Origin of the sequence: Xenorhabdus taiwanensis (genome assembly GCF_036512875.1) — a bacterium.
Classification (GTDB): Bacteria; Pseudomonadota; Gammaproteobacteria; order Enterobacterales; family Enterobacteriaceae; genus Xenorhabdus; species Xenorhabdus taiwanensis.
In genome coordinates this window covers 71,268-83,603 of sequence record NZ_AP028978.1, presented here as the reverse complement: position 1 = coordinate 83,603, position 12,336 = coordinate 71,268, and the positions used below count along the sequence as shown (strand labels likewise).

General features: G+C 44.5%; 8 protein-coding genes. 6 read left to right on the top strand and 2 right to left on the bottom strand.

Going from position 1 to position 12,336, the window contains the following annotated elements; all coding sequences use genetic code 11:
• Positions 1–48: 48 nt before the first annotated feature.
• The gene (pitA, locus tag ACE1SE_RS00345) at positions 49–1,539 is read right to left on the bottom strand and encodes an inorganic phosphate transporter PitA (RefSeq protein ID WP_374053542.1); all 1,491 of its coding nucleotides are present in this window, start codon (positions 1,537–1,539) and stop codon (positions 49–51) included.
• Between the two features lie 299 nt (positions 1,540–1,838).
• Here pitA and ACE1SE_RS00340 point away from each other — a divergent pair, with 299 nt between their 5' ends.
• From ACE1SE_RS00340 to ACE1SE_RS00315, 6 genes are all read left to right on the top strand, one after another.
• The gene (locus ACE1SE_RS00340) at positions 1,839–3,068 is read left to right on the top strand and encodes a BaiN/RdsA family NAD(P)/FAD-dependent oxidoreductase (RefSeq protein ID WP_374052173.1); all 1,230 of its coding nucleotides are present in this window, start codon (positions 1,839–1,841) and stop codon (positions 3,066–3,068) included.
• Between the two features lie 630 nt (positions 3,069–3,698).
• The gene (locus ACE1SE_RS00335) at positions 3,699–4,829 is read left to right on the top strand and encodes a LuxE/PaaK family acyltransferase (RefSeq protein WP_374052172.1); all 1,131 of its coding nucleotides are present in this window, start codon (positions 3,699–3,701) and stop codon (positions 4,827–4,829) included.
• A 1-nt stretch (position 4,830) separates the two neighbouring features.
• Positions 4,831–7,251, top strand: a complete 2,421-nt coding sequence (locus ACE1SE_RS00330; RefSeq protein WP_374052171.1) for an acyl-CoA reductase — start codon at positions 4,831–4,833, stop codon at positions 7,249–7,251.
• 15 nt (positions 7,252–7,266) lie between these two features.
• Entirely contained in the window at positions 7,267–8,511 is a 1,245-nt protein-coding gene (locus tag ACE1SE_RS00325; RefSeq protein WP_374052170.1) for a phenylacetate--CoA ligase family protein, read from the top strand.
• 11 nt (positions 8,512–8,522) lie between these two features.
• Positions 8,523–9,452, top strand: a complete 930-nt coding sequence (locus ACE1SE_RS00320; protein WP_374052169.1) for a GNAT family N-acetyltransferase — start codon at positions 8,523–8,525, stop codon at positions 9,450–9,452.
• A gap of 317 nt (positions 9,453–9,769) precedes the next feature.
• Positions 9,770–10,465 carry a pirin family protein gene (locus ACE1SE_RS00315; RefSeq protein WP_374052168.1) on the top strand — a complete coding sequence of 232 codons (696 nt, stop codon included), beginning with the start codon at positions 9,770–9,772 and terminating at the stop codon, positions 10,463–10,465.
• A 67-nt stretch (positions 10,466–10,532) separates the two neighbouring features.
• On the opposite strand, the gene pckA is transcribed toward ACE1SE_RS00315, so the two are convergent.
• Entirely contained in the window at positions 10,533–12,152 is a 1,620-nt protein-coding gene (gene pckA, locus ACE1SE_RS00310) for a phosphoenolpyruvate carboxykinase (ATP) (RefSeq protein WP_374052167.1), read from the bottom strand.
• Positions 12,153–12,336: the final 184 nt, after the last annotated feature.

Genomic DNA, 12,336 nt, shown 5'->3' with positions numbered 1-12,336 from the left:
AGGTTGGCTTGCAATAACGATCAGCCAACCCTTTTTTCTAAGATGTGATTAGATCAGTTTCAAGGCGATCCAATACAGTAAGCCTGACAATGCAATGGAAATCGGCAACGTCAAAACCCACGCCAACATGATATTCTTGATGGTCTTGCTCTGCACACCACCACCATCAACCAGCATCGTCCCCGCTACCGCAGAAGAGAGCACTTGTGTCGTGGATACCGGCATACCGGTATAACTGGCAACACCAATGGAAACCGCAGCAGTCACCTGTGCAGAAACACCTTGGGCATAAGTCATGCCTTTTTTGCCAATCTTCTCACCGATAGTCACAGCAACACGTTTCCAGCCAACCATTGTGCCCAAAGATAAGGCAAGAGCCACGGCAACAATGATCCATAATGGCGCATATTCCACCGTACTTAGCAGATCTTTACGCAACTTATTCAGGAAACGTGCATCTTCAAGACTGGTTTCTGGCAGCTTAGCCACAACGTTGGTCGTATCAGCGGCGCACATCAACATACGGCGCATACTGTTACGTTGATCCGGCGTTAACTCGTTGAAATTTTGAATACTCGCCAACATGCTTTCAGCCTTGTTCAGCACCACTAAAGCGCGTGAACTATCGCAATGGAACGTCATATCTAGCTGCTCTTCAACAGAAGAAACGGCTGGATTCAGCTCAATCGCATGAGTCAGCGCTGGAGCATGCTGCCCATAATACTGCTGCAAGTGGACAACGGCATCACGAGTGCGAGCAATATCATAACTGGTTGAATTCATATTGACGACAAACCCCGCAGGTGCGACGCCAATCAAAACCAGCATAATCAAACCGATACCTTTCTGACCATCATTCGCTCCGTGGGAGAAACTCACACCAACAGCAGAGAGGATCAGGGCAGTACGTGTCCAGAATGGGGGTTTACGTTTACCATCCTGTTTTTCACGCTCAACAGGCGTCATATGGATACGACGACGTTTTTTTGTACCACTCCAATAGCGACGCAGTAAAAATACCATCGCTCCGGCAATGATCAGGCCAACAAGAGGAGACAGGATCAAGGACATGAAAATCTGTATCATCTTCGGAATATTCAACGCATCAACCACTGAAGAACTGGTTACTATCGCATTAGTCAGGCCGATGCCGATAATAGAACCAATCAACGTATGGGAACTGGATGCAGGAATGCCGAAATACCACGTACCTAAATTCCAGATGATCGCCGCCAGCAGCATGGAAAAAACCATAGCCAAACCGTGAGCTGAACTGACATTTAGCAGAAGATCCGTAGGTAGCAGATGCACAATCGCATAAGCGACACTTAGCCCACCAAGGAGAACACCCAAAAAGTTAAAAACCCCTGCCATCACAACAGCAAGCTGTGAACGCATTGCCCGGGTATAAATAACAGTTGCTACTGCGTTTGCGGTATCATGAAACCCATTGATGGCTTCATAGAAAAGCACAAACAACAGAGCAAGCACTAACATAAGGCCGGTATAAAATTCCAGGCCAGTAAACAGATGTAGCATAAACGTTAAGCCAGTTAGTAGGACATGAACGCGCGCATTATCAGTGACAAACGTTAGCGGGAAAAGAGAAATATGACCTTTTTTTGATTTAATGATGGTCAAATGGCATAAAAATTCTTGCATTTATTAATTATATCAAAGAGTTATTTAATTTTAATATTTTGATATTTTTTTGATGAAAAATAATTTTTTACCGCAGGAAGTTTAAACCAAATACCTATTTTTCTCCGTAGTTCGTGAACAGAGCCCTCACAATGCAGTGAATTCCCACAATTAACTCGGCTAAAAGAGATAAATGAATGGAAAAATTTGATGTAATTATTATTGGTGCTGGCGCTGCCGGCTTATTCTGTGCTGCACAAGCAGGGCAAGCTGGATTAAACGTTCTGGTACTGGATAATGGCAAAAAAGCTGGCCGCAAGATTTTGATGTCCGGTGGAGGGCGCTGCAATTTCACCAACATATATACCGAACCGACAGCATACCTTTCCGCCAATCCCCATTTTTGTAAGTCAGCACTTGCTCGCTATACCCAGTGGGATTTTATTGATCTTGTACAACGTTATGGCATCCCTTACCACGAAAAAACATTGGGACAACTTTTCTGCGACGACTCCGCGCAACAAATCATAGACCTGCTTTTGAAAGAGTGCGAAATAGGACAGGTAACAATCCGATTGCGTAGTGAAGTGACTCAGGTCGAAAAGAAAGAGCAGGGTTTTGTCATTACAGTAACAGGAAGACAAGTAAACGCACACTCACTTGTTGTAGCCTCCGGTGGTTTATCCATGCCTGGCCTGGGAGCTTCTCCTTTGGGTTACCGTATCGCGGAACAATTTGGACTCAATATCCTGCCTACACGAGCAGCATTAGTTCCTTTTACCTTGCATAAGCCACTACTGGAACAACTTCAAACCCTTTCCGGTGTTTCAGTTCCTTCTGTCGTGACCGCAAAAGATGGCACCGTATTCAGGGAAAATATTCTATTCACCCATCGCGGACTTTCTGGCCCAGCTATCTTGCAGATTTCCAGCTATTGGCAGCCTGGTGAGTATGTGAGTATTAACTTACTTCCTGATACAGATTTCGGGAGTTTTCTGGATAAAGAGCGAGAATCCCATCCCAACCAGAGTTTGAAAAACACACTGGCTAAATTACTGCCTAAACGTCTGGTGGAATGTTTGCAGTCTCTTGGGCAGTTGCCGGAACTATCCCTGAAACAACTTAATTCCACACAGCAAAAAGCACTAATCACAACCCTGCAATGCTGGCAGGTGCAACCCAATGGTACGGAAGGTTATCGCACGGCGGAAGTGACTCTTGGCGGCGTGGATACTCATGAGTTGTCATCAAAAACGATGGAAACCCATAAAGTGAAGGGATTGTACTTTATTGGTGAAGTGGTCGATGTAACCGGTTGGCTTGGTGGGTATAACTTCCAGTGGGCATGGAGTTCGGCGTGGGCTTGTGCGCAGGCTTTGGTGAGTAGTCACACAGCAGTTTGCGTAGAAAATCACATTATTCAGTAAAACTACTACGAGAACCAAGCCATGACGAGTGAAGCTTTTGTAGAATTGGCCTTACACGTTTTATCCTGTACTCAGAAACAACTTTCCAGTGAACTTGGTATATCCCCCACTCAAATCACAAAGTGACTTCTTTTATAAAACCTTCTTTAGACTACCTCCCTTTAGGAGGTGGTCGCTATTTCATGAATGTTAAGCTAATCCTCCTGACCCTTTCATGCGCCAAAATAAGTCATTATATAATAATAAATAATGAAATAGCATGTTAAACAATGATTACACTAAACACAGAAAATAAACAAAATATTAGAAAAACAGTTTGATCATCACTATTTAGTTTGGAATAATGCGCACCGAAAACATAGGATAGCATTAACTACAAAAATAGAAAAAACAGCAATTGCCATCTAATAAATTACAGATCATCAGCAAAATAAACTGAAATTTTGTCAAAAATAAACATATCACACCACCAAAACATCCGAAGTTAAAACTGAAAAAGACATTTGTTTTATTATAACAACTAATAAAACAAGACTATAAAAATTGATTACACCAGATCGCCAATAATCATTTTATTGAAAATTTTTAATATAAATACTTTGTCGCCGTTACTGAAGAATGAGTGCTGATATGCAAAACTTACCTCACGTTAAAGCACTGTGTGCTATCACACATCCTTACCGTGCTTGTACCGAATATGATGCATTATTTAACAACGCCATGTGTGAACTGACGCTATATCACTGCGAACATACCCCTGGTTACAAGCAATGGTTGGCAGAGCATGGTTTGGATAAACAGGCATTAATAACGCTTGATGATTGGTCAAGTCTGCCTTTGCTATTTGCCAATTATTTCAAACGTAATTTGATACTCAGCGATAGTGCACAAGATGCGCTGGAGCTGACTTCCTCGGGAACCACCGGACAAAAAAGTCGCATGCGCTACGATACGGAAAGTATTACAGCCGCTCAGCATATGGTGGACTCTATTTTTGATTATTATGGCTGGAATACTCCTGATCAACCCTGTAACTACCTGCTGCTTAGCTACGAACCCGCTGGTGCCGTCACTCTGGGTACAGATTATACTGATCAATTCCTGTGTAAATATGCTCCGGTAAATCGGGCTTATTATGCTTTGCGCCATAACGGACAAGGTAATGAATTCGACCCCTTCGGTACTATTACGGCACTCCAGCAGTTCGCTCAGGAAGGATTACCTGTGCGGATTTTCGGTTTCCCTGCCTTTTTATGGTTCACCCTGCAAAGGATGGAGCAAATGGGGCTGCCGGCACTGAAATTGCATCCTGAATCGCTGGTTTTTCTTGGTGGAGGCTGGAAAACACATGCCGATAAATCCATTCCTAAAAAAGAACTGTATCAACAGATAACCAAACAACTGGGTATCCCTGATATTCGTTGTCGCGATGGTTATGGTTCCGTGGAACATCCAGTCCCTTATGTTGAATGCTCTCACCATAATTTCCATGTTCCAGTCTATGCCCGTGCTTATGTACGCCATACTACCACCTTGACCTGCCAACCTTATGGAGAGCCAGGTTTTCTGCATTTTACATCACCTTATATCACTTCCTGCCCAGCCCACAGCATCGTTACAAGCGACCTGGCTGTGCTGCATTGCGGTGAAAGCTGTGGTTGTGAACTTGAAACAGATTGGTTTGAACTGCTTGGCCGCGCTGGCACTAGCAAAGGCCGTAGTTGTGCGATTGCCGCTTCAGAATTGATTAAGAGATCTTGATATGTCTTCCGTAAAAATCATGAATAATCCGATGGTTTCAGAACAATTGGCAGGGCAGGAAATCGCGAAATTGCGTGAGCATTTACCTGATCTGCTGGCACACCCCCATACTTCTGAGCAGGTACTTGATTGCGCGCAACGCTTTGCCGAATATCTTGCCAATCTGGGTGAACATCCATTGTTTGATGCCCAAATCAGAGAATCGCTTATCGCTTTTTGCCAACGTGAAGCACTGGAAACCAAACTGGAGCGGGAACTTGGGCAAAACCCTTTTTCACTGCGTCGATTCGATTATAACCAAAACCGATATGAGACCTGGAAGCCATTAGGTCTGGTCGTTCATATTACGCCTTCCAATGCTGAACTTCTGCCTTTTATGGCCGTAATAGAGAGTTTACTGGTGGGTAATATTAACTGGTTACGTCCCAGCAGCAGCGATAACGGGTTTAGTGCACAACTGCTGGCAGAATTTTTGGCTCATGATATTTCAGGTGATTTAGCTGCTCGGGTAGCAGTCTTACCGTTGCCAGTAACGCAATTGGCAGAGCTGTTCAGCCAGGCTGATGCGGTTTCTGCCTGGGGAAGCGATTCTTCCCTGGCATCCATTCGTGCTCAACTACCCGCAGGTTGCCGCTGGATAGATTGGGGGCACCGTATCAGTATTGCCTGGTTAAGTCCTGACGCCGCCGATGATACCCAATTGGATGCATTGGCTGATGATATCTGTCGTTATGACCAACAAGCCTGTTCCAGTCCGCAATGTTTACTGGTCGATAGCGATGATCCTGAAGTTTTACAACATATTGGACAACGTATGGCAGCCGCGCTGCAACGCCGTGCCGGATTACATCCAGCCCTGAAACCGGATATTCAGGAATCTGCTGAAATTACGACTCAAACGGCTTTCCAACAACTCGATTTCGCATTTACACAGGTACGCGGTGAAATATGGCAAGCCGACGGCTGGCGAGTGATATGGCGACACGAAGAGGAATTAGCGGCGTCCCCTTTGTTCCGTACATTGCAGATACGCCCTGCTCCGCGTCAGCATCTGTGCACTATTTTGCTGCCTTGGCGTAACTATCTGCAAAGTTGTGCGTTGATTACCCATCAAGAGCATATCACCGAAATGAGTCATACCCTGTTCGCTGCGGGTGTCAGCCGTATCACACCGGCGGGAAATATGCATGACGGCTATCATGGTGAACCACACGATGGAGTCTACGCACTATCACGCCTTACCAAGCGAGTATCTGTCAGCCTTGCGCCTAATTTAATGGCAGGTTGCGCTCATCTTGATGTGCCTCCACCAAGTCCACGCGGATTAGAAAATCTGCCTGTCATGAATAAGGCAGATTTTCAGACGTTAGTTCCTAACGATAAGGCTCGCCTGTTTTTCCGCAGTGGCGGTAGTAGTGGCACGCCTAAGCTGGCGGCTTATAGCTACCATGATTACCACAGGCAGATGTTGGCCGCAGCCGATGGCGTATTCGCCTCAGGTCTTGAACCTGCAACCGATCGCGTCATGAACCTGTTGTATGGCGGCAAGTTGTACGGCGGCATGATGAGCTTCTTCACCATTCTGGATAAATTGGGAGTGACCCAATATCCAATGGGTGGCCCTACTGATAATGACTTTAGTGAAATCGCTGATTTTATTGTACATCAACGCATTAATACACTGGTAGGTATGCCAAGCACGATACATCGGTTATTTCTAAATGAAGAAACCAAACTACGTCAATATGGCGGTATTCGTAAGTTATTACTGGGGGGTGAACACCTCAATATAAACCAACGAAACTTCCTGACCCGCTTTGGTATCACCCTGATACGTTCAACAATTTACGGTTCCGTCGACGCTGGGCCAATGGGTCATGCGTGCGCAGCCAGTGAGGACGGTGTTTTCCATTTAATGGCTGATACTCAATGGCTGGAAATTCTCAATATAGAGAATGATCAACCCGTGGCAGAGGGTGAAACGGGTCGTCTGGTATTCACTTCCCGCCACCGTAAGGCACAACCCGTCCAACGCTACGATTTGGGGGATCTCGGTTGCTGGATTAATCAACCTTGTTCTTGTGGTCTGACTTCACCACGCTTCCGACTTAAGGAACGCCATGGCTCTCTGTTACGGGTAGGCAGTATTTTTTTCAATCTTGCTGATTTATCTGAACAACTGGCATTACCCGTGCAATGGATCATCAATCATGGCAGTGATGGGGTCGATAGCATTCAACTCTTGGTTGATCATGCCGATCCCCTCGCTGTGCGCCAAAACTTATTGAAAGATCCCAAAATTGCCGAAGTTGTTGAAGGAAACCTGCTGAATTTAGACGTTATTTCCACTTCAAGCACTGAATTTCACCACAATAAACATAGTGGAAAAACACCATTATTCATCGACTTGCGTAAATATTAATTGAGTAAAATTAAGATGATGACCAAAACGACATTGACTGATTTGCTCCATCATGCACGCGAGCATTCAGCTTATTACCGAGAACTCTATAAATTCATTCCCAATAATTGGGTTTTGGAAGATTTACCACTCGTGGAACCCAGTCATTACTGGGCACATTCAACTAACTTACCAACATGGCCGGTGCTGACTGCGCCGCTGGAAGGTGGTCATGTGTTTAAAACAGGTGGCTCAACCAGCAATGGGCGGTTGTCGGTTTTCAGTCAGCAAGAGTGGAAAGCATTTATTAATTCCTTTGGTCAGGGCATTGCCCGCCAATTAAAAGCCGGGGATCGGGTGGCTAACCTGTTTTTTGCTGGCGATCTTTATACCAGCTTTATATTTATCCACGGCGCATTATCGAATGCGCCAATCCCTATATTGGAATTTCCTTTCACCTGTAAGGTGGAAGATGAATTGCTGATTAACAATATCCGTTTTCACAACATTAATGTTCTGGCAGGTGTACCCGTGCAGTTAATCCGCCTGGCTCATTATTTGCGAGAAATGGGGCAAACATTGCCGATGGTGGAAACTATTCTCTATGGTGGAGAAAGTTTGTTTGATTCACAGGCCGCTATCATACAACAAGTTTTTCCGCACGCCCGTTTAGGTTCAATCGGTTGTGCCTGTGTCGATGCTGGTTTGATTGGCTTTGCTGATCCCGACTGCAAACAGGGAGAACATCGCGTATTTTCTGATGACACGATTATCGAAATCGTTGATGAAATAACTCATAAGCCCATTACTGTGCCAGGGAAACGTGGCTTATTAGTTGTCACTAACCTGCAACGACAACTTATGCCTGTGATCCGCTATCCTACTGGTGATATGGCTTACTGGTGCGAACCAGAACAGCCAGACCGTAAGTTCGCTCTGCAAGGACGTGCTAATCAAGGCTATCGTATACGATTTGGCGCCCTGTCATTATTCCCTGACGATTTAGCTACACAACTCTCACAACACACTGAGCTTTTGGCCTGGCAATTGGAGCTAAGTCAGAAGGCAGAGCAAGATCAAATCCGATTGTTGGTAGCAAGCCTGCAAACTGTAGATATCGACAGAATACGCCATCGGGTTATGGCCGCCTTTCCGGGTCTGGAAGAGGTTTGCATACACCAAAATATGCTGGAGATCGTGCAAACCAATATCGATAGCATGTCTACGCACCCACGATCAGGAAAATTGCAACGAGTTGTGGATCTACGTTGTTATAACTAAGGTTGAAATTGATGACTATCTTCCAATCCACTATTCATATCCGCAGTTATCAATCAGGTGATGATAAGAAAATCAGCCAATTATTCCGTGAGGTTTACGGTGATTCGTATGTCTATCCTGACATCTATTTGCCAAGGCTCATCAATGACTACCAGTCCACAGGGCAATGGTACTCTGCTTTGGCATTCCACCAAGGCTTGCTTATTGGTCATGCTTCTCTGGTTAAAGATACGGCACAGAAAAGTCAGGCAGAGCTGGCGTTGATTGCTGTGTATCCTGATTTTCAAGGTTATGGTGTGGCTAAATCGCTGGGCAGTTATTTATGCGGCTATGCGAAAGAGCAAGGTTATAATTTATTGACGATGAAACAGGTATGTTCACACCCTAAAAGTCAGTACATCGCCCAGAATTTAGGTTTCTATTCTACGGCGCTGATGCTGGATTATGTTGATTCGCCATTTGGTCTGCCAGAACCCGAAAGTATTGTTCAGGGCATTTTGCCGCTTAAATCATTACCATTACCTAAACTGAACTGGCCCCGATCCTGGCAAGGTTGGGTCGCCCAAATCAGTCAATATGTTGGTGAATCCCCCTTAAATGCACCATCAATGTATCGGCGCTCCATGATCTCTGAGCCATTTAGCATTAAAAAATCTGGTCGACGTTTAGAAATCACACTATACGAGGTTCATACTGACTTTTTATCGGAGATCATCGATCTTCCTTCTGGACAGTTAATCTATTTGAAACTACCTGCATGTGAAGAAGCTCTGGGATTATGCTCATTGCTGAAAAAAGGCGGGTTTCGATTCGCAGGGCTTTGCCCGGACACGCATGATGGGTGGTTTTTGCTGTGGCTACGCGGCTACCAATTAGCGCCCTATCAATTTCATGATATGGGCACTCAACATCTCTATCAGATGGAGTTAGGGGTTAGCTAACGGCATAACTAACTTCACAAAACAATATCTTAAGCAATACCTCAAATTTGATTAAAAAAACACTTTACAAATGATATTGAGAACGATTATCATTCCTATCACTTTCAGTGCACCACCTTCAGGGTCCATGTGAAAGTACGACATTGCTCACATTGCTTCCAGTGTTTACTTTTATAGGCCAACTTTATGTTGGCTTTTTTTTTACCCTGATATTGTCTTATTTTCATTCAAATATTTTGAAATTTAAGGTTAAATTTCCCGTCTTTTATATTTCACTCCTTCAACTAGACTACAAAAAAATATTGGGGGATTTTGCAATGATCTACTTACGCCAGGCTTCACAACGGGGTCATGCCAATCACGGCTGGCTGGACAGTTGGCATACTTTTTCATTCGCCAACTATTATGATGCAAATTTCATGGGATTTTCTGCTCTCAGGGTCATTAACGAAGATGTGATTGATGCTGGGCAGGGATTCGGCATGCACCCGCATAAGGATATGGAAATATTGACTTATGTGCTGTCTGGTACGGTAGAGCATCAAGACAGTATGGGGAACAAAGGGCAAGTGTCTGCGGGAGAATTCCAGATTATGAGTGCAGGAACAGGCATTCGTCACTCAGAATATAACCCACAGCATGATAACCAACTGCACCTTTACCAGATCTGGATCATACCGGAAAAAACGGGACTCACTCCCCGTTATGAACAACATCATTTTGATACGACCGAAGGTCGCCAATTAATTCTCTCTCCTGATGCCCATGCTGGCTCCCTAAAAATTTTTCAGGATATGACATTATGGCGTTGGGCATTAAAAAATGGCGAAGATGGTGAATATAACATGGAAAAAGCACGAAACGTCTGGATTCAGGTCGTTCGTGGTGAAGTGATGATCAATGGAATTAGGGCTACTACTAGCGATGGTATTGCTATTTGGGATGAGTCCCATCTTCGGTTAACTGCAAATCAAGAAAGTGAGATCCTACTGTTTGACTTACCACCCAACTGATGTTGAGTACTGAAAAAGAACTCTACCCAACCGAATAGAGTTCTTTCATCAAAAACTTAAAATTACACTACAGCTTAGGACCCGCTTTCACCAATGCAGCACCCGCAGCAGTATCAGTATATTTATCGAAGTTATCGATAAAGCGCTGAGCCAAATCTTTTGCCTTCACATCCCATTCGGATTTATCGGCATAGGTATTGCGTGGATCCAAAATATTAGTATCTACGCCCGGCAATGTCGTTGGTACGGCCAGATCAAAAATCGGCAGTTGAATGGTATCCGCGTCTTCAATGTCACCATTGAGAATCGCATCAATAATCGCGCGGGTATCTTTGATGGAAATACGTTTACCCGTGCCATTCCAACCTGTATTCACCAGATAGGCTTTTGCACCCGATAACTGCATACGTTTAACCAGCACTTCCGCATATTGCGTCGGATGCAGTGACAGGAATGCCGCACCAAAGCAAGCAGAGAAAGTGGGTGTAGGTTCCGTCACACCACGTTCTGTTCCCGCCAATTTTGCCGTGAAGCCAGACAGGAAATGATATTGGGTTTGTTCTGGAGTCAAACGGGAAACCGGAGGCAATACACCGAAAGCATCTGCGGTCAGGAAAATAACCTTGGTCGCATGCCCTGCTTTTGAGATCGGTTTAACGATATTTTCAATATGGTAAATCGGATAAGAAACACGGGTATTTTCTGTTTTGGAACCATCATTGAAATCAACCGTGCCATCCGCCAGTACAGTGACGTTTTCCAGCAGGGCATCACGGCGAATGGCGTGATAGATATCCGGTTCAGCCTCTTTGGACAAATTGATAGTTTTTGCGTAGCAACCACCTTCAAAGTTAAACACGCCATCATCATCCCAGCCATGTTCATCATCACCGATTAACTTACGTTTCGGATCAGTGGAAAGCGTGGTTTTCCCTGTCCCAGAAAGACCGAAGAAAATAGCGACATCTCCCGCTTCACCCACGTTGGCGGAACAGTGCATAGAGGCAATACCTTTTAGTGGTAACAGGTAGTTCATCATCGAGAACATCCCTTTTTTCATTTCACCACCGTACCAAGTACCACCGATTAACTGCATACGCTCTGTCAGGTTAAAAGCAACAAAGTTTTCAGAATTCAACCCCAGCTCTTTCCATTGAGGGTTGGTGCATTTAGCTCCGTTCATCACAATAAAATCAGGTGTGAAGCCAACTAATTCTTCGTCTGACGGGCGGATAAACATATTTTTCACAAAATGTGCCTGCCACGCCACTTCAGTAATAAAACGCACTTTCAAACGCGTATCCGCATTGGCTCCGCAAAAAGCATCAACCACAAACAAACGTTTGCCTGAAAGCTGCTGAGTAACCAAACCTTTTAGATGAGACCAAGTTTCCTGACTGAGCGGTTTATTGTCATTCTTTCCTTTTCCCTGATCTGCCCACCATACGGTGTCGCGGGTAATATCATCGCGGACAATATATTTATCTTTCGGAGAGCGCCCCGTGAAAATACCTGTATCTACCGCGACAGCACCAAGGTTAGTCAATGTGCCACGTTCATACCCTTGTAACGTGGGTTGAGTTTCTTCAGAGAATAACAGTTCATAACTTGGGTTATAAACAATTTCACTAACACCGTGAATACCATAAACCGCAAGTTCCTGCTCAGTAATGCCTGTAACGCTCATTTGTTGCTCCTGGTCGGTTATACTTTATCTCTGTGGGGGATAATAAATAATTATGACTAATTAACAGCGATTGTTATCAAAAAATTGAAATCACATTACTTTTTTTAAGTTTATATGAGACACAGAACACGGAATGGCAGAATCATTCATAATAAAAAGGGCGTATATAACGCCCTGTGAAACC

Excerpts from the sequence above, each read along its gene's own strand:
- pitA (WP_374053542.1), bottom strand. The coding sequence starts at position 1,539 with ATGCTACATCTGTTTACTGGCCTGGAATTTTATACCGGCCTTATGTTA.
- ACE1SE_RS00340 (WP_374052173.1), top strand. The coding sequence starts at position 1,839 with ATGGAAAAATTTGATGTAATTATTATTGGTGCTGGCGCTGCCGGCTTA.
- ACE1SE_RS00335 (WP_374052172.1), top strand. The coding sequence starts at position 3,699 with ATGCAAAACTTACCTCACGTTAAAGCACTGTGTGCTATCACACATCCT.
- ACE1SE_RS00330 (WP_374052171.1), top strand. The coding sequence starts at position 4,831 with ATGTCTTCCGTAAAAATCATGAATAATCCGATGGTTTCAGAACAATTG.
- ACE1SE_RS00325 (WP_374052170.1), top strand. The coding sequence starts at position 7,267 with ATGATGACCAAAACGACATTGACTGATTTGCTCCATCATGCACGCGAG.
- ACE1SE_RS00320 (WP_374052169.1), top strand. The coding sequence starts at position 8,523 with ATGACTATCTTCCAATCCACTATTCATATCCGCAGTTATCAATCAGGT.
- ACE1SE_RS00315 (WP_374052168.1), top strand. The coding sequence starts at position 9,770 with ATGATCTACTTACGCCAGGCTTCACAACGGGGTCATGCCAATCACGGC.
- pckA (WP_374052167.1), bottom strand. The coding sequence starts at position 12,152 with ATGAGCGTTACAGGCATTACTGAGCAGGAACTTGCGGTTTATGGTATT.